The organism is Psychrobacter sp. W2-37-MNA-CIBAN-0211 (assembly GCF_040309405.1).
Lineage (GTDB): Bacteria > Pseudomonadota > Gammaproteobacteria > Pseudomonadales > Moraxellaceae > Psychrobacter > Psychrobacter glaciei.
In genome coordinates, this window is record NZ_JBEOOU010000008.1 from 20054 (window position 1) to 45156 (window position 25103).

General features: G+C 45.3%; 20 protein-coding genes. 17 read left to right on the forward strand and 3 right to left on the reverse strand.

The window, feature by feature from the left end; genetic code table 11:
• Nucleotides 1-14 precede the first annotated feature (14 nt).
• The 12 genes from nuoC (at nt 15) to AAEY72_RS09115 (ending at nt 15804) form a co-directional block, all read left to right on the forward strand.
• A complete protein-coding gene (gene nuoC, locus AAEY72_RS09060; protein WP_189586443.1) occupies nt 15-1790 on the forward strand; it encodes an NADH-quinone oxidoreductase subunit C/D in 1776 nt (591 codons plus the stop codon).
• Nucleotides 1791-1990: 200 nt separating this feature from the next.
• Nucleotides 1991-2500, forward strand: coding sequence for an NADH-quinone oxidoreductase subunit NuoE (nuoE, locus tag AAEY72_RS09065; protein WP_240216825.1), 510 nt, complete (start codon nt 1991-1993; stop codon nt 2498-2500).
• On the forward strand, nt 2497-3921 hold the full coding sequence (nuoF, locus tag AAEY72_RS09070; protein WP_352310271.1) for an NADH-quinone oxidoreductase subunit NuoF: 1425 nt from the start codon (nt 2497-2499) through the stop codon (nt 3919-3921). Before nuoE ends, nuoF begins: the two co-directional genes overlap by 4 nt.
• Nucleotides 3922-3931: 10 nt before the next feature.
• On the forward strand, nt 3932-7042 hold the full coding sequence (nuoG, locus tag AAEY72_RS09075) for an NADH-quinone oxidoreductase subunit NuoG (protein WP_352310272.1): 3111 nt from the start codon (nt 3932-3934) through the stop codon (nt 7040-7042).
• 52 nt (nt 7043-7094) lie between these two features.
• Nucleotides 7095-8087, forward strand: coding sequence for an NADH-quinone oxidoreductase subunit NuoH (gene nuoH, locus AAEY72_RS09080; RefSeq protein WP_352310327.1), 993 nt, complete (start codon nt 7095-7097; stop codon nt 8085-8087).
• Nucleotides 8088-8142: 55 nt separating this feature from the next.
• Entirely contained in the window at nt 8143-8691 is a 549-nt protein-coding gene (gene nuoI / locus AAEY72_RS09085) for an NADH-quinone oxidoreductase subunit NuoI (RefSeq protein ID WP_189586455.1), read from the forward strand.
• A complete protein-coding gene (nuoJ, locus tag AAEY72_RS09090; RefSeq protein WP_352310273.1) occupies nt 8688-9407 on the forward strand; it encodes an NADH-quinone oxidoreductase subunit J in 720 nt (239 codons plus the stop codon). Before nuoI ends, nuoJ begins: the two co-directional genes overlap by 4 nt.
• A 98-nt stretch (nt 9408-9505) precedes the next feature.
• Entirely contained in the window at nt 9506-9814 is a 309-nt protein-coding gene (gene nuoK / locus AAEY72_RS09095; protein ID WP_025653102.1) for an NADH-quinone oxidoreductase subunit NuoK, read from the forward strand.
• A 4-nt stretch (nt 9815-9818) separates the two neighbouring features.
• A complete protein-coding gene (gene nuoL / locus AAEY72_RS09100; RefSeq protein ID WP_352310274.1) occupies nt 9819-11693 on the forward strand; it encodes an NADH-quinone oxidoreductase subunit L in 1875 nt (624 codons plus the stop codon).
• A gap of 1 nt (nt 11694) precedes the next feature.
• Nucleotides 11695-13323 (forward strand): NADH-quinone oxidoreductase subunit M, encoded by a 1629-nt coding sequence (gene nuoM, locus AAEY72_RS09105; protein WP_010198913.1) that lies wholly within the window; start codon nt 11695-11697, stop codon nt 13321-13323.
• Between the two features lie 3 nt (nt 13324-13326).
• Nucleotides 13327-14805 carry an NADH-quinone oxidoreductase subunit N gene (locus AAEY72_RS09110; RefSeq protein ID WP_010198916.1) on the forward strand — a complete coding sequence of 493 codons (1479 nt, stop codon included), beginning with the start codon at nt 13327-13329 and terminating at the stop codon, nt 14803-14805.
• A gap of 165 nt (nt 14806-14970) precedes the next feature.
• Entirely contained in the window at nt 14971-15804 is an 834-nt protein-coding gene (locus tag AAEY72_RS09115; RefSeq protein ID WP_502945361.1) for a ferredoxin--NADP reductase, read from the forward strand.
• 256 nt (nt 15805-16060) lie between these two features.
• Here AAEY72_RS09115 and AAEY72_RS09120 read toward each other — a convergent pair whose 3' ends face one another.
• Nucleotides 16061-16840 (reverse strand): hypothetical protein, encoded by a 780-nt coding sequence (locus tag AAEY72_RS09120; protein WP_352310276.1) that lies wholly within the window; start codon nt 16838-16840, stop codon nt 16061-16063.
• Nucleotides 16841-17428: 588 nt separating this feature from the next.
• Between AAEY72_RS09120 and AAEY72_RS09125 the strand changes: the two genes are divergently transcribed.
• Nucleotides 17429-18316, forward strand: a complete 888-nt coding sequence (locus AAEY72_RS09125) for an energy transducer TonB (RefSeq protein WP_010198926.1) — start codon at nt 17429-17431, stop codon at nt 18314-18316.
• Between the two features lie 90 nt (nt 18317-18406).
• On the forward strand, nt 18407-19282 hold the full coding sequence (locus tag AAEY72_RS09130; RefSeq protein ID WP_010198929.1) for a mechanosensitive ion channel family protein: 876 nt from the start codon (nt 18407-18409) through the stop codon (nt 19280-19282).
• A 34-nt stretch (nt 19283-19316) separates the two neighbouring features.
• Here the strand turns inward: AAEY72_RS09130 and ybeY are convergent, their stop codons facing one another.
• Nucleotides 19317-19913: an rRNA maturation RNase YbeY gene (gene ybeY / locus AAEY72_RS09135; RefSeq protein ID WP_352310277.1), complete on the reverse strand. Its 597-nt coding sequence runs from the start codon at nt 19911-19913 to the stop codon at nt 19317-19319.
• Between the two features lie 143 nt (nt 19914-20056).
• A complete protein-coding gene (locus tag AAEY72_RS09140) occupies nt 20057-21145 on the reverse strand; it encodes a PhoH family protein (protein WP_352310328.1) in 1089 nt (362 codons plus the stop codon).
• 616 nt (nt 21146-21761) lie between these two features.
• Here AAEY72_RS09140 and AAEY72_RS09145 point away from each other — a divergent pair.
• The 3 genes from AAEY72_RS09145 to AAEY72_RS09155 all read left to right on the forward strand — a co-directional run bounded on the left by AAEY72_RS09145 (nt 21762) and on the right by AAEY72_RS09155 (nt 25094).
• Nucleotides 21762-23060: an FAD-dependent monooxygenase gene (locus tag AAEY72_RS09145; RefSeq protein ID WP_352310329.1), complete on the forward strand. Its 1299-nt coding sequence runs from the start codon at nt 21762-21764 to the stop codon at nt 23058-23060.
• 79 nt (nt 23061-23139) lie between these two features.
• Nucleotides 23140-24408: an FAD-dependent monooxygenase gene (locus AAEY72_RS09150; protein WP_352310278.1), complete on the forward strand. Its 1269-nt coding sequence runs from the start codon at nt 23140-23142 to the stop codon at nt 24406-24408.
• Nucleotides 24409-24431: 23 nt separating this feature from the next.
• Nucleotides 24432-25094 (forward strand): OmpA family protein, encoded by a 663-nt coding sequence (locus tag AAEY72_RS09155; protein WP_352310279.1) that lies wholly within the window; start codon nt 24432-24434, stop codon nt 25092-25094.
• Nucleotides 25095-25103: the final 9 nt, after the last annotated feature.

Consider the following 25103-nt stretch of genomic DNA (forward strand, 5'->3'; position numbering starts at 1 on the left):
GGAATACATCATTCATGGTCACGGTAGTCGAAAACATAGATCCTAAGATTAAGCCTGTTCCAGCCGTTATCAAAGAGCTGGAGCATAAATATGCCGGTAAGTTCGTGGTGCAGCACACTGTTGATGAGATTCCAACGGTTTGGGTAGCGCGTGCTGATTTGCTGGATATTCTCTTATTCCTACGTAAATTGCCTAAGCCTTACGTCATGCTATTTGACTTGTCAGCGATAGATGAGCGCTTGCGCCAACATCGCCAAGGCATGCCTGACAGTGACTTTACGGTGTTTTATCACTTGATGTCGTTTGAGCGTAACAGTGATGTCCGTATCAAGGTCGCGCTGAGCGAAGACGACGTCAATGTACCGAGCGCTACGCAGATTTGGCCAAATGCCAACTGGTACGAGCGTGAAGTTTGGGACATGTTCGGTATTGTCTTTACGGGACATCCGCATTTGACCCGTATTTTATTACCGAAATACTGGGAAGGTCACCCACTGCGCAAAGAGTATCATGCGCGAGCGACTGAATTTACCCCATACTTCTTGAATACGGCTAAGCAGCAATACGAGCAAGAAAACCTGCGTTTTGTTCCAGAAGAGTGGGGCATGAAGCGTTCAGGTCGTGATGAAGACTTTATGTTCTTGAACATCGGTCCTAACCATCCCTCTGCTCACGGTGCCTTCCGTTTAGTACTACAGCTGGATGGTGAAGAAGTCGTTGATTGTATCCCTGATATCGGCTATCACCATCGCGGTGCAGAAAAGATGGCGGAGCGTCAAACGTGGCACTCATACATTCCTTATACCGACCGTATCGATTATCTCGGCGGTGTGATGAACGAGCTACCGTACATTATGTCGGTCGAAAAGCTTGCTGGGATTACCATTCCACCGCGCGCTGAAACCATCCGCGTGATGATGAGTGAGTTTTTCCGTATTACCAACAACTTACTATTCGTCGGTACTTTCATTCAGGATGCGGGTGGTATGACCCCTGTATTCTATATGTTTACCGATCGCCAAAAAGCCTATGACGTGATCGAAGCCGTGACTGGCTATCGTATGCATCCCGCTTGGTTCCGTATCGGCGGTACAGCTGCTGACCTGCCACGTGGTTGGCAGCGTCTGGTTCGTGAGTTCTTAGATTGGATGCCAAAACGCTTGGACGAGTATGTCAAAGCGGCATTACAAAACAGTGTACTAAAAGGCCGTACTCAAGGTGTTGCTCAGTATAATGCCAAGCAAGCACTTGCTTGGGGCGTCACTGGCGCTGGTCTACGTGCCACTGGTGTGGATTTTGATCTACGCAAAGCACGTCCCTATATGGGCTATGAAAACTACGACTTTGAGATACCAGTTGGCTACAACGGCGATGCTTATGATCGCTGTATGGTAAAAGTTGAAGAGATGCGCCAGTCATTACGTATCATCCGTCAGTGTATGGATAACATGCCACAAGGTCCATACAAGGCAGACCACCCATTAGCCGTGCCACCACCAAAAGACCGTACGCTAAACGATATTGAGACCTTAATTAATCACTTTATCTCCGTATCTTGGGGTCCTGTGATGCCAGCTGGCGAATGTACGACGATTGTAGAAGCGACTAAAGGTCTGAATAGTTATTACATTACCTCAGATAAGGCGACGATGAGCTATCGTACCCGTATTCGTACACCGACATTTGCGCATTTGCAGCAGATGCCATCAGTCATTAATGGTTCGCTCGTATCTGATGCCATTATGTACTTGGCATCGATTGATATTGTGATGGCGGATTGTGATCGCTAGTGCTTTAATCTAAACAGTGCTTTAATCTAAGAATAGTGCTTTGCTCAAAGAATTATAGTTTTGAAAAAAGATAAGTTAATCAATATATTACTGCCAAATGGCACACCAAAATGCTGTAATATTTCAGTGCAATGATAGTCAGTGTTTAGACCGTCAATGTAGTGTGATAAAGCGTGATGAGTGAGGAAAGATAGAAGATTATGAAAATTGTTTCCGACAAAATGCCAAAAGTAGATGTGGCAAGTATCCTCACTGCTGAGGAAATTGCTGCCATTCATGAGTTTATGCATCATTATCCGCAGGCGCGTGCCGCCTCGCTAGATGCGCTGAAAATCGTGCAAAAGCGCAACGGTTGGGTCGATGATGCGCAAGTGAATGCCATCGCTAATATCTTAGATATTCCGATGTCAGATATGGACGGCGTTGCCACGTTTTTCAACCGTATCTATCGTCAGCCTGTCGGTCGCCACGTGATTCTTATTTGTGATTCAGTGGCTTGTTATTTGACAGGTTATGAGGCGTTATCGGCTGAAATCAGATCGCAACTAAACATTGAGTATGGTCAGACGACCACTGATGGTCGTTTTACGCTATTACCGATTTGCTGCTTAGGTAACTGTGATAAAGGGCCTGCGGTGCTGATAGACGAAGATACTTATGGCCCTGTGCAGCCCTCCGAGGTCGCGCAATTATTGGAGCTATACGCATGAGTTTAACGATTTCAGAGCAAATTGCTCGTCGCGGTCAAGGCCAAGCACCAAGCCAGCTAAATGCACAGCGTGTTCCAATCTATGGTGATAAAGAGACAGCTACCAGCGAAACTAAGCCTTTGACTTGGCGTTTGGCGCATCATGATGCCGTGCTTGATTTATCCACTTATGAATCTCTAAAAGGCTTTACTGGTTTAAAAGAAGCCTTATCTAAGTCGCCTAAAGCAGTCGGTGATATGATTAAAGCTGCCAACGTCAGAGGTCGCGGTGGTGCGGGCTTTAACGCTGGTTTGAAGTGGACGTTCATGTCGCCGCCAGACGGTTTGCCGCGTTATCTTATCTGTAATGCTGATGAGATGGAGCCGGGTACGTTTAAAGACCGTCTATTGATGGAGCGCCTACCATTTCAGCTGATCGAAGGTATGCTTATCACTGCGCATGCTATCGGGGCGACTGACGGTTATATCTTTATCCGCGGTGAGTACATTTTAGCTGCTCAGCGCTTGGTTACTGCTATCGAAGAATGCTTGGCCAATAATCTAATGGGCGATAACATTCTTGGCTCAGACTTTAGCTTTAATCTGCATGTACATACTGGCGCTGGGCGCTATATATGTGGTGAAGAGACAGCATTGATTAACTGCTTGGAAGGTCGCCGTGCTAACCCGCGTACCAAACCACCTTTTCCGCAAATCTCTGGTGCATGGGGCAGACCAACGGTTGTCAATAACGTTGAGACTTTATGTAATATGCCAGCCATCCTGAATCATGGCGTTGAATGGTATCAGTCGTTGTCTGATGTTAAAGGTAAAAGTAAAACGCCAGGCACGAAACTGTTTGGTTGCTCAGGCTTGGTCAATGACCCCGGTTTGTGGGAGCTACCATTTGGTTATACCGCTCGTGAAATCATCGAAGATTTGGCTGGTGGTATGAAAGATGGTAAAACACTGAAAGCTTGGCTACCGGGCGGCGCCTCGACTGACTTTTTGACCGCAGAACATTTGGATGTGGTGGTAGATTTTGACACCATTCAAAATGCGGGTAGCCGTATGGGTACTGGTCTGATTATGGTTGTTGATGAATCACAAGACATGGTGCCATTACTGCGCAACCTTGAGATTTTCTTTCAACGCGAATCGTGCGGTTGGTGTACACCATGCCGCGATGGTCTGCCGTGGGGTGTCAAATTGCTTACCGCTATCAATGATGGTGAAGGGCAAGTGGGCGATGTCGAAAAACTAGAAGGCCTGACGCGTGACTTATGGATTGGTAAAACATTCTGTGCGCATGCACCGGGCGCGATGGAACCACTGATGAGTGCGATTAAATATTTCCGTCCTGAATTTGATCAAAAAATCGCGCAGGCGGTTGGTGTCGATGTCATTGATGCGGCAGCCAATCAACAGCCAGAAGTGAAATAAGGAGAGCGGCATGGCAGTCATACATATTGATGGAACCACTGTCGAAGTAGATAGCGCAGATAACTTGCTACAAGCCTGCTTATCACTCGGCATTGATGTGCCGTATTTTTGTTATCATCCAGCCCTTGGCTCAGTAGGCTCGTGCCGTCAGTGCGCGGTCAAGCAATTCCAAAACAAAGAAGACATGGAAGCAGGTCGCGGTCGTCTCGTGATGTCATGTATGGTCGCTCCTGGCGATGACATGTACATCTCAGTCACTGACGACGAAGCCAAAGCATTTCGCAAGTCGATGGTTGAGTTACTGATGACCAACCATCCACATGATTGCCCAACTTGTGAAGAGGGCGGCCATTGTCATTTGCAAGACATGACTTATATGTCAGGTCATAGTCGTCGTCGTTATCGCTTTACCAAGCGCACGCATCATAACCAAGAGCTTGGCCCCTTTATCGCACATGAAATGAACCGCTGTATCGCTTGCTATCGCTGTGTACGTTTTTATAAAGACTATGCAGGCGGCGAAGATTTGGGCGTTTATGGCTCAAACAATCGTGTCTACTTTGGCCGTGATAAAGATGGTCAGTTCGAAAGCGAATTCTCAGGTAACTTAACGGAAGTCTGCCCAACAGGCGTCTTCACTGATAAAACACATTCAGAGCGTTATAACCGTAAGTGGGACATGCAGTATGCGCCTAGCATCTGTCATGGCTGCTCGGCTGGTTGTAATATCTCACCGGGCGAGCGATATGGTGAATTGCGCCGTATTGAAAACCGCTATAACGGTGAAGTAAACCGCTATTTCTTATGTGACCGTGGTCGCTTTGGTTATGGCTATGTCAATCGTGACGATCGCCCAACCCAAGCGCTTGAGCGTATCAATGATAAGCATGTCAAAATCAATATTGACTATGCACTTGATGAAACCATCAAGCGTATCAAAGATAAAAAAGTCATCGGTATCGGCTCACCGCGCGCCAGTCTAGAGACTAACTTTGCGCTAAAAAATCTCGTTGGCTTTGATAACTTCTCAACAGGTCTGAACCATCAGCAGCAAGCACTGGTCAATAAATGTATCGAAGTGCTCAGCACTGAAGGCATCTATAACCCAAGCATGACAGACATTGAAAGCCATGATGCGGTATTAGTATTGGGTGAAGATATCACTCAAACTTCATCACGTGTTGCACTATCAGTACGCCAAGCCGCAAAAAATGAAGGCCTGAAAATGGCAGCGGCTTTGCAAACGCAGCCGTGGCTTGCTGAACCGGTTAAACGTATCGCTCAAGATGCGCTAAGCCCAGTCTATGTCATTGATGTAACGCAAACTAAGCTAGAAGACATCAGTAAAGTAAGCGTGGTGGCGACCCCTGAAGACATTACTAAACTTGGCTTTAAAGTGGCTGATGAGATTGCAAGCTTTGCTGATGATTTAGCAGAAATAGCAGATCCACAAGCGGCTGAACAAGATGTTGACGTCGATGCTAATACTGACGGTATGCAAGCGTTGGCTCAGCAAATTGCTTATGACTTGATTCAAGCAGACAAGCCACTGGTCATCTCAGGTAGCAGCTTGTCTTCTACCGCATTGATAGAAGCGGCTGCACAGATTACTCAGGCATTAACGCAAAAACGCTCGGCAATCAAAGCGACTGAACAGCATCAAGTTGAGACGCATAACGCCAAAGTCAATGCGGCAACGCAACAAGCACAAACCGATCAGCCTGAAGAAGACCAAGAGCTATCAGCCAAACCAAATAAGCCTGAAACGGGTGTGAATACAGAAGTGCAGGACGATATAGAGCGTGAGCCTGCTGAAAAACTTGAGCTGAAAGAGATAAACAATAAGTATCAGGCACAAGCAGGTATCTACTTAACGGTTACCGATGCTAATAGCATGGGTGTTTGCATGCTTGGCGGTCAATCAGTAGAAGAGTTGTTAGCGACTGATTTCGATGTGGTTATCGTCGCTGAAAATCAGCTGACTGATGCCATCGATGCCAATAAACTGACGCAGTTATTATCTGATAAAACCGTCATTGCACTCGATCATCAGCTGCTTGATTGGCATAAAGATGTCGATATCGTATTGCCAGCGGCTAGTTTTGCAGAAGCAGACGGTACGTTGATATCTGCTGAAGGCCGTGCACAGCGCTTCTTCCAAGTCTATGATAACGAATATTATCATCCGATGAGCAGTATCAAAGAAGGCTGGCGCTGGTTGCATGCAGTGCATAGCAGCATCGAAGGTCGTGATGTCGATTGGACGCAGCTAGATGATGTCATCAATGCGTTGATTGCCACGCATCCTAAACTGGCTGGTATCAAAGGCGCTGCGCCTGATGCTGATTACCGTATGACGGGTCTTAAAATTGCCCGTCAGCCACGCCGCTATTCAGGTCGTACCGCTATGCGTGCCCCGATATCAGTCCATGAGCCGATGCAGCCAAAAGATTTAGACACTGGCTTAACCTTCTCAATGGAAGGCTATAGCGGCAAACAAACACCAAGCTCGATGATTCCTTTTGCCAATGCGGCAGGCTGGAACTCACCGCAAGCGTGGAACAAATACCAAGACAAAGTCGGCGGTCATCTGAAAAATGGCGATCCAGGTGTACGCTTATTTGATCAGCTAGCACGTTTAGAAACACGTCAATATGTTGCGCCAGAAGCGATGTCTGCGACGACGACTGATATGCAGCAAGGCCAAGCGAAGCTAGTGCCTATCTATAATATCTACGCCAGTTCAATGATGGCCTCACGTAGTCCAATCGTCGCTGAGCAACTACCTGTTGCCGCATGGCGTATCGGTATGGATGATGCTAATGACTGGAATATTGCTGCTGGTGATTACTTGGCGATTGAGATTGATAAGCAACAAATCACTTTGCCAGTACAAATAGTCGGTTATTTAGCGGAAGGTTGTATCGGTTACCCAGTCGGGCAAGTGAGCATCATTCACCCATCGATGCCAGCGTCGGTACGTAAAGTTGATGCGCCAGTGACCATGATGGGTAGTATGGCTGACGATAGTTCTTTGATAAATAATGATGCTGGAAACGGCATGAACGATAATAATGCCGCGCAAATGAATACAGCGCCGACCATCACACAGGAGGTGTAATATGCAAGTTACCCGTATTATCCCTGATGTGCCAAGCTTTTTGGCGAGTAGCATGAGCTTTGATGCTTGGTCTATTCTTTTTTTGGTCAGCCAATCGCTGGTCATCTTTTTAGTAGTGGTCATCGTTGCCGCTATGATGATTGTCTATGAGCGCCGCATGCTGGCCTTATGGCAAGACCGTTACGGTCCAAACCGAGTTGGGCCTTTTGGCTCATTGCAGCTGGTCGCAGATATGCTCAAAATCTTCTTTAAGGAAGATTGGACACCAAATTTCACCGATAAGTTTATGTTTACCTTGGCACCTGCGGTCGCAATGTTTACCGCATTGGCTTCATTTGCCATTATTCCTATCTCACCAACATTTGGTGTGGCTGATTGGGATATTGGTATTCTGTTCTTCTTTGCCATGGCCGGTATTGCTGTCTATGCAGTGATGTTCGGTGGTTGGGCATCTGCTAACAAGTTCTCGTTATTGGGTGGCTTACGTTCAGCGGCGCAAACCATCAGCTATGAAGTCTTCTTAGGTTTGTCGTTGATGGGCGTCGTCGCCTTGACCGGTTCTTTTAATTTACGTGAGATTGTCGAGTCACAAATTGACGGCTGGTATATCATTCCGCAGTTTTTTGGATTTTTGACCTTTGTGGTCGCTGGTGTGGCTGTTACGCATAGGCATCCATTTGATCAACCAGAAGCAGAGCAAGAGCTTGCCGAAGGCTATCATGTCGAATATTCTGGCATGAAGTTCGGGATGTTCTTTATTGGGGAATATGTCAACGTCGTATTGATTTCAGCATTGATGACTTGTCTGTTCTTTGGTGGTTGGCTTGCGCCTTTTAATTTAGATATTCCATTTATTCCACCAGCTTTTTGGTTCATGATTAAGACGCTGTTCTTTATGACCATGTTTATTTTGGCTCGAGGCTCACTCATGCGTCCGCGCTATGATCAGGTGATGAACTTTGGCTGGAAAGTCTGCCTGCCGGTAACGTTGATTAATTTATTGGTTACTGCCGCAGTCATTTTGATCTTTTCGCCAACGTTGTAATCATTACTAGCCATCATTGATGAACTAGGGTAAAGCTGATAAGGATAATAATCCCATGTTTACTAGCATAAAAAAGATCGTCATTGGCCTATTTACCATTGTCCGCAGCATGTGGATGGTCAATAGCCATGCGATTAGACCGCGTGACACCATTCTTTATCCTGAAGAGCCCGTACCTGTACCACCGCGCTTTCGTGGACGCATCATATTGTCTCGCGACCCTGATGGTGATGAGCGCTGCGTTGCTTGTAACTTATGCGCCGTGGCATGTCCGGTCGGCTGTATCTCATTACAGAAAGCGGAACGTGAAGACGGTCGCTGGTATCCGGAGTTTTTCCGAATTAACTTCTCGCGCTGTATCTTTTGCGGCTTATGTGAAGAAGCCTGTCCGACAACAGCGATTCAAATGACGCCCGATTTTGAGCTGGGTGAATATAAGCGCCAAGATTTGGTCTATGAAAAAGAGCATTTGCTCATTTCAGGACCGGGTAAGTATCCCGATTATAACTATTATCGTGTGACGGGTATGGCAGTCGCGGACAAACCAAAAGGCGCGGCACAAAACGAAGCTGCACCGATTGATCTAAGGAGCTTGCTGCCATGATGAATATTTTGAACCATCCTGAACTGGCTGGGTTTTATTCACTTGCTGCAGTGGCCATATTTGCCAGTTTGCGAGTAGTGACTCAGGCCAATCCAGTGCATGCTATCTTATCGATGATTGTGTCGTTACTGGCAATCGCAGGGATATTTTTTGTACTAGGCGCGCCATTTGCTGGTGCGTTAGAGATCGTTGTCTATGCAGGTGCCATTATGGTGCTATTTGTCTTTGTCATTATGATGCTGAACTTGGGCATGAGTAATGACGAGCGCGAAGAGCGTTGGCTCGATGCAGGCACTTGGGCGATACCGACAGGATTGACAATAATCATTGCAGTTGTGCTATACGCGATGATTGGCCTCAACCATGATGAAGCGGTCATGATGGGTGGCACGACTATCTCTGCCAAAGCAGTAGGTACGGTGTTATTTACCAAATACATTATGCTGGTCGAAGTAGCAGCGTTGCTACTACTAGCGGCGCTAGTCGCTGCTTATCATGTGGGTAAAGAGTCATCTGATGATGAAATTGTCGGTAATGACAGTCAAGACTTTAAGCCTAGTGTGGGCAGTATCAAGCAATACGATAACGAAAGCACTCATACAGAATATGATGCGGTAAAAATGGCTAAACCCTACGAATATAAAGATGTTGACCCGCATGACTATGTAGGTATGAAAACAGGTGCGAACAAAGTCACGCGCAAGGAGTCAGACTAATGGTACTAGCAGCAAGCGTGGCACAAGATGTGTCAAACGTGCCGTTTGCCCACGAGGTGGCAGGCTTAGTACAGCCGGTTTCTGAGGCGCAAAATGTACTGGGTATGATACCCATGAGCCATGGACTGATTTTGGCAGGAATTTTATTTGCCATTGGTCTATGCGGCGTCATGGTACGACGTAACTTCCTATTTATGCTAATGAGTCTTGAGATCATGATGAATGCGGCAGCATTGGCATTTGTAGTGGCAGGTAGTCGCTGGGTCGATCCAGACGGACAAATTATGTTTATCTTTATTTTGACGTTGGCAGCAGCTGAAGCGTCAATTGGTCTGGCAATATTATTGCGTTTTTATCATCAGCGTGGGCATCTCGATGTCGATAGCGCCAATGAGATGAAAGGATGATGTCATGAGTTTATTACCATTAACCTTTATATTCCCGCTCATTGGCTTTTTGATTTTAGCCTTTATGCGCGACAAATTATCAGAAACGGTCGCAGCGATTGTTGGCGTGGGTAGCATGCTGTTATCAGCATTATGCACGCTAGTGGTTAGCTATATCTTTTTAACCACCAATCCAGCTGGGACGATAATTGAGGTTCCGCTGTGGACATGGTTCCAAGTTGGCGATTTTGCGCCACATTTCGGTTTGAGCTTTGATGGTCTTGCATTGACCATGACTGGTGTTATCACTGGGATTGGTTTTTTAATCCATCTGTTTGCCGCTTGGTATATGAAAGGCGACACTGGCTTTGCCCGTTTCTTTAGCTATATGAACTTGTTCGTCGCCAGCATGCTATTGCTGGTATTGGCGGACAATTTATTTTTGCTTTATCTCGGTTGGGAAGGCGTGGGTATCTGTTCTTACCTTTTGATTGGTTTTTATTATCATGATAGAGCCAATGGTCGCGCAGCGATGAAAGCCTTTACGGTCACGCGTGTTGGTGATGTGTTCTTAGCGTTTGGTTTGTTTTTATTGTTCCGTGAATTTGGTACGCTTAATATTCAAGACATTATTACGCGCGCGCCAGAAGTCTTTGATATTAATAATCCAACGATGATGCTAACCACCATGATGTTGGTCGGCGGCGCGATGGGTAAATCAGCCCAGTTGCCATTACATACTTGGCTTGCTGATGCGATGGCAGGTCCGACACCAGTATCAGCGCTGATTCATGCCGCGACAATGGTAACAGCGGGTGTTTATTTAATCGCCCGTCTACATCCATTGTTTGAGCTGACGCCTGGTATCTTATTGTATTGGGTCGGTGGTGTAGGGGCATTGACGTTAGTCGTTGCTGGATTCTGTGCGCTGGCGCAAACTGATATTAAACGTATCCTTGCCTATTCAACCATGAGCCAAATTGGCTATATGTTCCTAGCGCTCGGCGTGGGTGCTTGGCAAGGTGCGATCTTCCATTTGATGACGCATGCTTTCTTTAAAGCCTTGTTATTCTTGTCATCAGGTGCGGTCATTCTTGCAGTACACCATGAGCAAAACATCTTTAAGATGGGCGGCTTACGTAAAAAGATACCGTTGGTATTTTGGTGTTATATCGTTGGTGGCGGTGCACTTGCAGCGATACCTTGGGTCACCGTTGGTTTCTATTCTAAAGAAGCGATTCTTTGGGAGACCTATGCAACCGGTCACATGGTCTTATTTTATATGGGTGTATTCGGTGCTTTCTTAACGGCACTTTATACGTTCCGTATGATTTGGATCATATTCTTTGGCGAAGAAAAAACGCCTGCGCACAAGTTGTCAGGGATATCTTATTGGTTGCCGCTGACTGTATTGCTGGTGTTATCAACTGCGGTTGGCGCATTGATTACGCCACCATTGCAAGGGGTGCTGCCAGAGAGCGTTGGTCATTTATTAGAAGTTGCTGGTCAAGCGCATGCCAAGCACACCGCAGAGTATATCGCGATGGGTGCAATGGCGGCAGGTTTGATATTGGCGGCACTATTATATGTCGTGGATAAAGGTCGTCTACTCACCAGCTTTAAGCGCTCACGTATTGGTGGTGCGCTATATCACTGGTGCTATCACGGTCTAGGCTTTGACGCGCTATACGATATAATTTTTGTAAAACCCTTTTTGTTCATCGGCCGCTTATTTAAAGCCGATCCTGTTGATAAAACGTGGCTTTTATTACCTAAGCTGGCTTCAGCAGGTAATAAGATATTGTCTGCGACGCAAACAGGGTCACTTCGAGGCTACGCTACAAGCTTTGGCTTGGGTATTGCTGTATTGCTGGTGCTGGTAATGATGACGGTGGTATAAGATGATAGAGTTACAACAAACGTGGATGCTACCAGCATTGATTGCGATTCCGTTTATTGCAGGATTGCTATGTTGGTTGGTAGAGCGAGTTAATAAACGTCTGCCGCGCTGGATTGCTTTAATCGGTATGACGTTGACCTTTGTATTGTCACTGGTACTGTGGCAATACGGTGATTTTGGCGGTATGAGCAAACAGGTGATTGCACCAGATTCGGCTGTGCCTTGGGTCGCTGAATTTAGTGTGCCGTGGATACCGACTTTTGGTATTAGCTTTCATTTAGCCTTAGATGGCTTGTCGCTCATGATGGTGGCCTTAACCGGTCTACTGGGTATTGCAGCGGTTGCCTGTTCGTGGAATGAGATCCAACGTCGTGTTGGTTTCTTCCATCTGAACTTGCTATGGAGCTTGGGCGGTGTCATCGGTGTTTTCTTAGCCATTGATCTGTTTTTGTTCTTCTTCTTTTGGGAGATGATGCTGGTTCCTATCTATTTCTTGATCGCCATTTGGGGTCATGATGTGGTCGGTGGCAAGACCAAAGAATACGCGGCAACCAAGTTCTTCATCTATACCCAAGCGTCTGGGCTTATCATGCTCATTGGCATATTGGTATTGGTCATTATCAGCTACGCGCAAAAAGGCGTGGTCAGCTTTAATTACAATGATTTGCTCGGTACGTCGCTCGGCGGTTGGGAATACCCCATCATGCTATGCTTCTTTATTGGCTTTGCGGTCAAGCTGCCGATTGTTCCTTTTCATGGCTGGCTACCTGACGCGCATGCGCAGGCACCAACGGCTGGTTCGGTTGATTTGGCAGGGGTACTGATTAAGACAGCTGCTTATGGTTTGATTCGTTTTGTCTTACCGTTATTCCCAGCAGCATCACAAGATTTTGCGCCGATTGCGATGACTTTAGGTACGATTGGCATCTTCTATGGTGCTTGGTTGGCCTTTATGCAAACCGATATGAAGCGTTTGCTGGCTTATACCAGTATCTCGCACATGGGTTTTGTGGTCTTGGCAATCTATGCTGGCAGCTTACTCAGCTTGCAAGGTTTGATGATTCAGATGTTAGCGCACGGCTTAAGTTCGGCAGCATTGTTCATCATGGCAGGGCAGTTATACGAGCGTCTACATACTCGTGATTTAACCTTGATGGGCGGCATGTGGGGACAATTCCGCTACTATGCACCCATACTGATGTTCTTCTGTGCCGCCTTATTGGGTATCCCAGGTACAGGGAACTTCATCGGTGAGTTCATGATTTTACTAGGTGCATTTGCCCAGTATCCCGTGTTTGTGGTATTAGCCACTTTCAGCTTGGTATTGGCAGGATTGTACTCGCTGATCTTGATCCATCGTGCATTATTTGGTACCAATAATATTGAAGCATTGGCCATGCGCGAGACCAAGTCACACGGTTTGCCGAACCGCAAATTAAAAGATTTAGGCAAACGTGAGCTGTCGTTATTACTGATGTTGGCCGCTGGTTTGGTCTGGCTCGGACTGTATCCACAGCCGTTCCTTGATACCTCAAGCCACGCTATGCAGTGGATCAATAATGCCTATATATATAGTCAAGTGACACAAGTAGATGCATCACAGCTGCTTGATGCAATGGAGGCACGTTAAGTCATGAATGAATTTACGATGAATGATTTGATGGGACTGATGCCTTATGCACCGATCATTGCCGTCGTCATTACGGTATTGCTGGTAATGATCGCCATCACTATTAAACGCTCACATATTGTGACGGGTACTATTACGGTCGTCGGCCTAAACATTGCTCTGTTTACTTTAATTGGGCAAATGGCAGGCATAATCACCAGTGGCTCGGAGTTGCCAATCGCTGAACAGCTTTTTGTGATTGATAACTTCGCGCAGTTCAATATGGTGGTAATACTGATCTGTGCGCTGGCTTGTTGTACTTTATCTTACGCCTATTTGGCCGATTTTAAAGACAATAAAGACGAGTTGTATTTGCTGATGCTGCTATCGACCACGGGCGCGCTGCTCATGGTGTGTGCTCAGCATATGGCATCGTTCTTTATGAGCTTAGAGCTGCTCTCAGTACCATTGTACGGTCTGCTGTCTTATACTTACATGCGCAACCGCTCGCTGGAGTCAGGGCTTAAGTATTTGGTACTGTCAGCGACGGCATCGGCCACCTTGCTGATGGGCATGGCCTTTATCTATGCACAAGTTGGCTCACTGGCTTTCAAGCCGATTAGCATCATGCTGGTCGATGTATTTGAGTCGCCATTATTAATACTTGGCGCGGCAATGATGATGTTCGGCATTGCCTTTAAACTGTCAGCAGCACCATTTCATATGTGGACACCCGATGTTTACGAAGGCGCACCTGCACCTATCGCGACTTTTTTAGCCTCAGTATCCAAAGTTGCTATGATGGCATTGGCGGTTCGATTCTTAATCGATACCTCTTTATTGGCGTTGCCGTCGGTACAAATGCTATTGATGGTCATGGCGACCTTATCGATTTTGGCAGGTAACTTGTTGGCGGTTCGTCAAACCAGCCTCAAACGTCTATTGGGTTATTCTTCAATTGCGCATATGGGTTATGTGCTGATCGTGATCGTCAGTATTGGTTCAGCCGCAGATAGTATCTCTAGCATGTATATGGCGGTTTATGCCTTTACCTCTATCGGTGCCTTTGGTGTCGTAACCTTGATGTCGAGCCCGTATCGCTTGGCTGGTGAAGCGGATGAGCTGACCCACTATCAAGGACTGTTTTGGCGTCGTCCAGTGTTGACTGCTGTCATGACCATTATGATGTTGTCATTGGCTGGCATTCCACTAACGGCAGGCTTTATCACTAAGTTATTTGCCATATTAGCTGCTGTACAAGGAGCCAATTGGTTCTTAGCAGCGATGATTATCTTAGGTAGTGCGATTGGCTTATTCTATTATTTACGTGTCTTACTTACGCTGTTCAAACGTCCTAAGCAATTCATTGAGTTTGATGTTTCTGGGCAATGGGGCATTCGCACCGGTGGTATTATGGTGATTGCAGTGACTGCGATGATAGTCTTCTTTGGTATCTTGCCGAACACGCTGATTGAATGGGCAAGTCTGGCACGTATATGGTAATACCATTATAAATATAAGATAAGTCGCCGCATTTGTATGGTGCTGCTTATCTGCTGTTACGGTTAGAAAACCCAGATGCGCCAGCTTTATGATAAGCTTGGCGCATCTTTTTTTATTGTTTAAATTCTTATAAAAATAAATTTAATAAAGTATAAGTGACGAATGATTATGAGTGACAATATCCAAACCGTAACTGTTCTGAGTAAGACCACTTGGACACCGAATCTGTTTAGCTTTACCGTCAGCCGTCCTGCCAGCTTTAAATTTACAGCGGGGCAATTTGTACGTTTGGGCGTCAACCCGAGTCAATTACAGTATTATCAGCAGCAAGATGAGGCCTCTAGCGATGTATCTGATGCTGCATTAAATGAAGATATTTTTCGTGCTTATTCGATTATTTCTTCTCCCTTTGACGAGGTATTAGAGTTTTTCTCTATCGTCATTCCTGATGGTGCGTTTACTTCGCAGCTGCAACATTTACAAGTGGGCGATGAGCTATTACTCAATACGATGCCGTTTGGTTTTTTAACCTTAGCGCGTTATCAAAAACCATTGCCCAAGGATTTATGGCTGCTCGCAACAGGTACTGGCCTCGCACCGTTTTTATCCATGCTACAAGACTTGCAAACATGGCAGGACTACGAGCACATTGTATTAGCCTATAGTGCGCGGTCGATAGAAGAGCTGGCTTATGTGGATAAGATAGAAAGTCTACAAGAAGACTTTGGCACGTTAGTAGATAATCCAGCCAAATTAATCTTCATTCCTATTGTTACTCGTGAGCCAGTTGAGGGCGCACTGACAGAGCGTCTATCAAAACTGCTATTAGACGGCACGCTACAAGAGCGAGCGGGCATAGCGTTAGACACTGATAGCACGCATGTCATGCTGTGCGGCAATCCAGACATGGTAGAGGATACCAAAGAGACGCTAAAGTCATTAGGGTTGGTGATGAATCGTCGCGGTGAGGGCAATATTGCGGTAGAAAACTACTGGTAGTCGTCTTATCTCTTTATGCTAATGAAAATTGGCTCGATAAAAACAAAAACGCTGACTCTTAAAAGACCATAGTCTCCAAGAGTCAGCGTTTTTTTATGAGCTAAAAGTATAGTCAGTGAAAAGTAATATCGATACGTCACGCACTGCTGATATCAATTTTTCTTGCTTGCTTGCTGTGCCTGTGCAGACAGAGGCGACAAAAAATTGATATCAGCAATACCGTCGCGTTTTTAGGATATTTTGACTATAGTGGGTTCTAAACTTGACTCGGTTCGGTGGCATCATCAATCGGGTTGATTGGACCTTGCATGAGTTCAGGCTCATCATCGTCGCCAATGATATCCTCGTTGCTGCTCGCTGCCAATAGATCGCGATAATTGATTTGCGTTTTCAAAATCATTTGCTCTTCTTCAATTTCGCCATAATTCACTTGTACCTTATGCAAAGCACTCATGATTTTTTTGTTCTTTTTTAGCCAGCGATTGATATCAAGATAAATAACTTCATCTTTTGCGCGCGCGATATTGATATAAGACAAAATAAAACCCAAAGGATCTTTTTTTAGGATGCGATGGTAGAACCAAATGAACAGCTTGACGCCTTGACGTTTGATAAATGACTCACAGCGTAAGTTAAGCACATCGGTATAAGTTTGTTGCCCAAACACAAAGCGCTGTACATTACGATCAAGTTGCACATGAACCAAACTGAAATTACTGGCGATTTCTACATAAATACCGGACACGTTGATGGTGCAGTACAAGCGAAACCAATCATCATGCATCTCAACACGCAGCTCTAAGATGGCTTTGACATTGTCGGTCACGAACTTTTGCAGAGCATCATTGACATAGCTCTGAGCGACTGGCAGAGACAGCTCATCTTCAAGTTTATCAGTCGTTCTATCATATAGGTTCTTGATGGTTTGGGTTATGCGATCCCAACCATCGCTGAATGACTCGTCAAAACGATAGCCGATACTATCGAAAAAGTCATCAAAACTGTCTGAATTATTCACGTTATCAAAATCACTCAAACTTATTATCCTTATAAATATAGGGCAGCAACATCAAAGGCGACGCAAAGAATCGTTTATGAAGTATGGATGGTCAATGATGGTTTTTTAGTTGTCAGGCATACTAATAGTAATCAAAAAACACGACGCCATGGAACTTGCTTGGTTACAGCATTTTTTACTAAGCTCGCCGAGTGCTAGGTATTGCCTTAGCAAACACAAATGAAAAAGTCATGCTTGATAGGGTAATATCTAATAGTTGATAATGTTGTCATTAGAAACAGTATATAACAAAACAGAAGCATGCAAAATGAACACATGCGTTTTGTCGGTATTCATTTGATAAGCATACTTAACATCAATGAACCAATCACATAATCTTGTGAGGTTATTTTTGCTATGCGACTAGGGTGTGTTGATAACCTTAGTACCGCGAAATGATGCATAGGTGGCATAAGGTTGGTCAGCCACGGTTATGCTAGCGACATAATTATATGTCATGTTATGATAGCGCCGACATGTGCCACAGATAACGCGCCTTAATTTTATTCAGCGTATTGTCTGCTGCTTTTACACTTATAAGCTCATATCCAGAAGCTGAGACCAATTGTGGCCTATATTAAAGACTCACAAAGCTACCACTTTTCAGCGCAAGCACCCAAGCGTGATATTAGTTTGCCTGTTGCTATTGCCATCGCGGTAGCCGTGCATGCGTTGATTATTTTTGGTATTAGCTTTTCTATGGGCAAAGATCCTGCAGCGATGATGCAAGATGTGGCTAAGGCGCTAGCCGATAATATGCAGCCAAATGAAGATGCCCATTTTATTGCCAATGCTTCACAAGAGGGTGGTGGTACGGTACGTGAGCTTTTGAGGCAAGAGACCGATCAGAGCAGTCCATTGTCTGCTGAGCAGATGAGTGAAACCCAAGACGTGATCAGTTTGCAGCGTCAAGTTCGCCAGCAACGCTATCAAGAGAGCTACCTGCGTACCACGCTAAGCTGGCGACAGGCTACGGTAGAGTCTGATAATGACAGTAAGCAAGTAAAAGATGATCTCATGGCGCAAGAAGAGCGACTGCGTAAGCAAATTGCCACCCTAGAGGCGCAACTGTCTCAGCGTCAGCAGCTCTATGCAACCAAGTCGAAAGTAGTGACGGTCGATAGTAATTCAACGACGCGTGGTGCAGCCGCTGACTATATCAATACTTTTCGTGAACACGTCGAGCGCGTTGGTAATTTACAATATCCTGCTCAAGCGCGTGCGCAAGGTATTACGGGTGAAGTGCGCCTCATGGTCATTATTAGTCATGACGGTAATATTAAAGCCATTCGCCTGCTTGAAAGCTCAGATTCTACAATATTGGACGAAGCTGCTAAGCAGTCAGTACGGCAAGCAGCGCCCTTTGGTAAGTTCACTAAAGACATGCATGATATAGTCGAGTTGCGTTTGATACGTACCTACCGTTATAGTGACAAAGTAGATGTGACTTATTAGGATAACAAGTTAAGATAACAAGAATCAGTTCGAATCCCTAATAGCAGACACCCAAATTCATAAAATACAGCGATAGAATAAAGAGTCATTATGGAATTTTTAGGTTTTACAATAGATGTGGCCACGCTAACCAGCACTGCAATAGAGTTAGTCATCAAAGTGGCTTTGGCAATACTCATATTCATCATCGGACGCTGGCTGGCCAAAAAGGCGGTCGCTTTCTCTAATCGTCTTATGATGCGTAGCCATCTAGATGAGACAGTCGCTGGATTTTTGAGCCGTCTGTTGTATGGCGTGTTACTGGTCGTGATTACCTTGGCTGCGCTAAGCAAAGTTGGTGTGCAAACCACCTCAGTTGTCGCTATCTTGGGTGGTGCCGCCGTTGCCATTGGTCTGTCACTAAAGGATCAGCTGTCGAACTTTGCCGCTGGTATTATGATTGTGACTTTTCGCCCGTTTGTACGCGGTGACTATGTCCAGATCAGCAGTTATACCGGCACGGTGACTGAGATTAGCTTGGTCAATACCCATTTAACGACCATTAACAATCACGATATCATCATTCCTAATAGCGATATCACAACGTCAGCCGTTGTCAACTATACCGCGCTACCCAATCGCCGCGTCGATATTACGGTTGGTATTGGCTACGATGCCGATATAAAAACTGCCAAAGAGGTGATGCTAAGCCTCGCAAGAAACAATGCATTGGCGTTTACTGATCCTGAGCCTATCGTGCGAGTGACCAATTTGGGTGATAATTCAGTGGATTTAACCTTAAACGTTTGGACGACCAATGCTGACTGGTGGTCGATGCAATGCGAGCTACTAGAGCAGTTCAAACATGCGCTTGATGATGAAAAAATTGAGATTCCATTCCCGCAGCGCAGTGTCCATGTCAAAGGCTTAGATCATATGATTAATCAGATGGGGCAAGCGCAGAAACTGCCATTGGCTAAAGACTAGTCCATAAAGCTCTAATGAGTAAAAGCGCATATATTTAAATATAGGGATTTGGTAGGTTCAAGCCTGCCAAAATCTCAATCTCAAAGCTTTCCATCTCATCTTGCTCGGCTTGCCCAAGCTCATGATCAAACCCTAATAAGTGCAGTACACCATGTATCAATAGGTGACTAATATGCTGCGCGACAGTTTTGTCTTGCTCGGCGGCCTCACGTACCATGACTTCATGACAAATGATTAACTCACCAAGTGGCAGCGTTGGCATAAGCTCAATGATGGCAGCTGGCATATCGCTTGGGTAGGATAAAATGTTAGTCGCATAATCTTTGCCACGCGCTTCCAGATTCAACTCGCGTCCTTCTGTCTCATCCGTAATATATATATCGAGTGCTTTTGGCTTCTCTTGCCATTGCTCAGAGTCAATATCTGCAAAGTAGGGCAGAGTCATACCAGTGTTAATACGTTCATCGATATAATTCAGCGTTGCCATTATGACTGGTAACAGATTATCTGCACTATAAAAGCGATCAATCAAATTATCATCAATACTGTCAATCGCGCTGACATTGAGATCTGCGCTGGTCAGATTAGTTGCACCTGTTTCAGTCATACTATTATCATTAGCTTGGTTCATTTTTCTATCCTTTAAAAAATAACACGCCCTAATAAAAAACCGAACTACTGTCTTTAGTAATCCGGTTTTCATTGTTTTGAAAGCTAATGTTTTAAAGCTTAACGTTTCATTACGGCTACAATTTATCAGCCATAGCTTCTCACTTATAACTTAGCAGTCGCGTTGCTGATCGCTTGTCTACGTTCTTGCTCAGCTAAGCGTTCTTGTTTGCGCTTTTCTTCTAGGATCAACTGCTCAGTGTCAAACACTTCATAAGCTTCAACGATTTGTTGTACCAATTGATGGCGTACCACATCTTTTGAATCGAATTTAGTGATATGAATCTCTTCGATACCGCTTAAAATTTCGAGCGCTTGCGTCAGCCCTGATTTGGTACCGCGTGGCAAATCGACCTGAGTAATGTCACCAGTGATGACCGCACGTGAGCCAAAACCTAAGCGTGTCAAAAACATTTTCATTTGCTCAGGTGTGGTGTTCTGTGCTTCATCCAAAATAACAAACGAATTGTTCAAAGTACGACCACGCATATAAGCAAGTGGTGCAACTTCAATGATTTGCTTTTCAATCATTTTGCCGACTTTTTCAAAGCCAAGCATCTCGTATAACGCATCGTATAACGGGCGTAAGTAGGGATCGATTTTTTGTGACAAGTCACCCGGTAAAAAGCCTAGCTTTTCGCCTGCTTCTACCGCAGGGCGCACCAATAAAATACGCTCAATCTCATTACGCTCTATCATATCGACCGCACAGGCAACAGCAAGATACGTCTTACCCGTACCCGCAGGCCCAATACCAAACGAGACATCAGAACTCAAAACGTTTTTCACATAACTTTGTTGATTGCCACCGCGCGGAATGATTTTACCTTTGCGCGTGCGCAAGCTGATCGGGGTGAACTCACTAGCGGTTTCTAAGTTGTTCTCATTTTCTTCAGCAGTAGCTTGCTCATCTGCCTCGTTATCTTGATCGCGCGCGATGCTTGACTGGATAATGAGGTGCAGCTCTTCTGCGCTAATATCTTTTGAGTTTTGAGCTTCATCGACCATTTTATAAATGATACGTTCGCCACGCTCAACGCCAGTGATATCACCACTCAGGCAAAAATCCCCTTGGCGTTGGCTGATTTTGATATCGAGGCGTTCTTGGATATATTTCATGTGGTTGTTGTATTCACCAAGCACGGTTTTGAGCTGTGCTGGGGTCAATGATTCGAACTTTATGCGGCGGCTCATGGAATCAGTCAATCGATTATCCTTATATTGGTAGCCCGATGCTATTCCTATTTATTGATAGAAGCATGGGTGTAATAGATAAAATAGTCAGTAATACTTTTAGAGAGTAGAGACAACAATGACGGTAAAATTATTATGTAGTTTATCGATAGTAACAAGTGAATGGCCTTCCTTTATTATGGTAGATAGATTTTAAAATTCAAGCCATAGATGGCATGGACAGCCTTGTTTTTGTATGGCGATTGCAACCGCTGTACCAAGATTTTGGAAGCACTGCCGTTTAAGCTGATTAACTTTGTGCCTTAAGTAAGCTGGCGCTGTTATTTTAGATATTCGATGCTTTTTGTACACGCTGTCTGTACCGTCAAGAGCACTGAATGATGGACAATTTGTGGTAATCTATCAGCCATATCATCACTATTTACATCGCTGTCTAAATAGTAAACTTAATACTGAGCTTCACCTCTCAATAGAACGATGGCGTTTTTATATAGAGTAATATAACTTCTATAATAATAAAATTTTTGAGAGTTTATCAATAACTCGTTTTTGCTGATGACGGATAGCCAGCCAGCATACCAAACAGATCACAATAGGAATAATCATGATGCAAAATATGGATTCAAATTTATCGAATGCCAAAAACAAATTTGGCAATAAAAAGGCAGTCACTGACCAGAACGTTCTTATCGTTGGCGGTGGGCACGTGGGTTTGTCTTTTGCGTTGCTACTAGCGCATCATGGTATCGCCAGTACTTTGCTCGAAAAAATGGGCTATCCAACCATTAGTCCAAATGATGACAGTAATCGAAGCCATTATTTAGACAGCCGCAATACGGCACTATCACGGCGTACGGTACAGATTTACCAAGAGATTGGTCTGTGGGATGAGTTGCAAAGTCATGCTTGTCGCATTGATGCAGTTCAAATCAGTGAGCAAGGTAGTTTTGGACGCGCGCAGCTTAATAAAGACGAAGAAAAAGTAGAGTCATTTGGTCAAGTCATGGAAAATGCTTGGCTGGGACGTAAGCTATTGCTTGCCGCTCAGCAAGAGCCGCTCATTGCCTTAATTGATCATGCGAATGTCACGGCAGTTGCGCAGAAAAACGACATGGTGACGTTGAGCTTTAGCTACTATGGTAAAGAGGAGCATGAACAGCAGTTGCAAGCTAGCGTCTTGGTCGCTTGTGATGGTCGCGACTCTACGGTGCGTCAGCTATTGAATATCGGCACGACGACTTATGATTATCAGCAGACGGCTATCGTCGGTGTGGTAGAGACTGACAAACCACACGGGCATGCGGCGATTGAACGCTTTAGCCCTGCTGGACCACTGGCGGTATTACCATTGACAGATCCAGATGGCGATGGCAATGATGAGTATCAAACAGGTTATAGACGCTCGGTGGTTTGGGTATGTCCAACAGGTGAAGAAACCAAGTATCTAGAGGATGACGCACACTTTTTACAGACCCTACAGCAAGCCTTTGGTGAGCGCGCTGGCACGTTTGTCACAGCTGGTCGTCGCGGTGCTTATCCGCTAACACGAGTATTGGCAGACAAACAAGTCGATGGTCGCTGTGTGGTTATGGGCAATGCGGCGCATACCTTACATCCTGTCGCTGGTCAGGGATTTAATCTCTGTATGCGTGATGCTCATGTGCTGGCGCAGATGATGAGTACGCAAGTGCTAAAAGGCGCAGACATTGGCGATACGCAACTGTTAAAACGCTATGAGAAGGCACGTCAAACCGATCAAAAACGCGTCATTCGCTTTTGTGATGCCGTGGTACATGGCTTTACGCATCCTAACCCCGCCATTAAGCTGGCACGGAATGTGGCCTTGGTTGCCTTTGATAAACTGCCCAATATTAAGCCACTAATCGCCAATTACGCGATGGGCTTGAAGTCGTAGTTTGTCATAGCACGAGCACGTGATATAAATTGTCTATACCAATGTTCTATACGATGGCACTTAAATGTAGGAATAACTTATGAAAAATAATCATACGCTGATTATCGGTAGCGGTATTGTTGGGGCGACATTAGCGTTAAAACTGGCGCAAGCAAAAATGCCCGTGACGTTGATTGATGCACGCCCTGAACGTGATGAGTCAGAGTGGCAAGACATATTGAAGCAACGCGACGCTCGCGTTTATGCACTGAGCGTGGCCAGTATTAACTTGCTCAACGATGTCGGCGCGTGGCAAAAAATTGCTGCCTCTGAGCGTAAAGCGGACTACTCACAAATGCAGGTATGGCAACTGAACGGCATGGGCGAGCTATTATTTGGTGACAGTGGTAATAATCATCCCAACAGTCATCTACCGAAAATGCTTGGCAGCATGGTTGAGCCCGCCGTCATTGAACATGCGTTATGGCAGCGTTTATCTGAGGATGATGTCAGTGACTATCTAACCGTTATCGCTGGACATAAAGTTATCAATATGGATTGGCTGGGTGCAGAGCAAGGTTATCGTGTCACCGTTGATGATGGTACTGTGATTGACGCTCAATTATTAGTGGGCGCGGATGGTCGCGGTTCATTTGTGCGCCAGCAAGCAGCCATTGGGCTAGATACACTCGATTATAATCAAACGGCAATTTGCTGTGCGATTCACACCGAAAAACCGCATCAAGCAACCGCGCGTCAGGCGATGCTGCCCACAGGTACGCTGGCACTATTACCATTAGCAGATATTACTGATGAAGACAAAGCCAACCCAGAGCACTGGCAGTCGATCGTATGGACATTGCCTCGCAATCAAGCATTGGCATTGATAGAGGAGGACGCGCGCGTTATTGCTGATAAATTGGCTGCTGCTAGTAACTATGAGCTAGGCGCTATCAGTCAGATTGAGTCAATTGCCAGTTTTCCATTGACTGCGCAACAAGCGAAAAGCTACGTCGCGGACAATTTAGTCTTGATCGGTGATGCGGCCCATGGTGTCCATCCGCTGGCAGGTCAAGGTCTTAATCTGGGCATGCTCGATGTGCAGACTTTAAGCGAGCAATTGTCACACGACTTTGCCCGTAGCGGTGGAACCAGTTGGGGCGGTAATCAAACGTTGCGTAGCTACGAGCGTTTGCGTCGTCCGCATAATAGCCTGATGATGCACAGCTTCTCAGCGCTTAATTGGCTATTCGCAGGGTCGCTTGCACAGATGCGTCCTATTCAACAAATCCGCAGCGAAGGTATGTATCGAGTTGGCAAAATTAAGCCATTGATGAGACTGTTTGCTAAGCAGGCGAGTGGGGTTTAGGGTTTTGACTTAAGGAGTGAGTGATGCAAACTAAGTTATGGACAACTATTGTAGTTATGGTAAGCGTCTTAACGCTATCCGCATGTCGAACCGCTGACCTGTCTAATCGAACAAGTCAAACTATCAACATGCCAACGGTTGTGGTTAATTTGGATAGTGACAGTGATGGCGGGCATGATGATTTAGATCAATGTCCAAATACGACAGAAAACGTAGTAATAGACGAAAGAGGCTGTCCTGAGGTTATAAGTCTTATTGGTATGCCTCCAATGATGGAGTATCGTGCTTTTTTTACCAAGGACAGCAGTGAATTATTGCCACAGTATCATGATGAGCTTGATAGAGTAGCAGAACAGATGAATAACTATGATACAGCTACTATAAAAATTGAAGCTCATGTTTCAGAGGATGAGGTCAGTAAAGCTTCTACCTCAATTTTGCAATCGAACTCGCTGGCTAAGAGTCGAGCGCTCGTTGTTAAAAATTACCTAATTTTAAATCACAAAATTGAGCCTAGTCGTCTGACTACTCTCGATTGCGGTATTAGAGGTCCTATTGCACCTTCTGATACCGAGGAAGGCAGATCTATGAATCGTAGAGTTTATAGCTTAGTAAGCGATTCAAAAAACCACAAAGCTGATTATTATCAAAATGACCTAGGCTCAAACAGATGTATCGAGTTTTAAAGGTAAAAT

Excerpts from the sequence above, each read along its gene's own strand:
- nuoJ (WP_352310273.1), top strand. The coding sequence starts at position 8,688 with ATGATGAATATTTTGAACCATCCTGAACTGGCTGGGTTTTATTCACTT.
- nuoL (WP_352310274.1), top strand. The coding sequence starts at position 9,819 with ATGAGTTTATTACCATTAACCTTTATATTCCCGCTCATTGGCTTTTTG.
- AAEY72_RS09110 (WP_010198916.1), top strand. The coding sequence starts at position 13,327 with ATGAATGAATTTACGATGAATGATTTGATGGGACTGATGCCTTATGCA.
- nuoI (WP_189586455.1), top strand. The coding sequence starts at position 8,143 with ATGTTTACTAGCATAAAAAAGATCGTCATTGGCCTATTTACCATTGTC.
- AAEY72_RS09130 (WP_010198929.1), top strand. The coding sequence starts at position 18,407 with ATGGAATTTTTAGGTTTTACAATAGATGTGGCCACGCTAACCAGCACT.
- ybeY (WP_352310277.1), bottom strand. The coding sequence starts at position 19,913 with ATGAACCAAGCTAATGATAATAGTATGACTGAAACAGGTGCAACTAAT.
- nuoH (WP_352310327.1), top strand. The coding sequence starts at position 7,095 with ATGAGCTTTGATGCTTGGTCTATTCTTTTTTTGGTCAGCCAATCGCTG.
- nuoM (WP_010198913.1), top strand. The coding sequence starts at position 11,695 with ATGATAGAGTTACAACAAACGTGGATGCTACCAGCATTGATTGCGATT.
- nuoC (WP_189586443.1), top strand. The coding sequence starts at position 15 with ATGGTCACGGTAGTCGAAAACATAGATCCTAAGATTAAGCCTGTTCCA.
- AAEY72_RS09155 (WP_352310279.1), top strand. The coding sequence starts at position 24,432 with ATGCAAACTAAGTTATGGACAACTATTGTAGTTATGGTAAGCGTCTTA.
- AAEY72_RS09150 (WP_352310278.1), top strand. The coding sequence starts at position 23,140 with ATGAAAAATAATCATACGCTGATTATCGGTAGCGGTATTGTTGGGGCG.
- nuoG (WP_352310272.1), top strand. The coding sequence starts at position 3,932 with ATGGCAGTCATACATATTGATGGAACCACTGTCGAAGTAGATAGCGCA.
- AAEY72_RS09140 (WP_352310328.1), bottom strand. The coding sequence starts at position 21,145 with ATGAGCCGCCGCATAAAGTTCGAATCATTGACCCCAGCACAGCTCAAA.
- AAEY72_RS09145 (WP_352310329.1), top strand. The coding sequence starts at position 21,762 with ATGGATTCAAATTTATCGAATGCCAAAAACAAATTTGGCAATAAAAAG.
- nuoF (WP_352310271.1), top strand. The coding sequence starts at position 2,497 with ATGAGTTTAACGATTTCAGAGCAAATTGCTCGTCGCGGTCAAGGCCAA.
- nuoE (WP_240216825.1), top strand. The coding sequence starts at position 1,991 with ATGAAAATTGTTTCCGACAAAATGCCAAAAGTAGATGTGGCAAGTATC.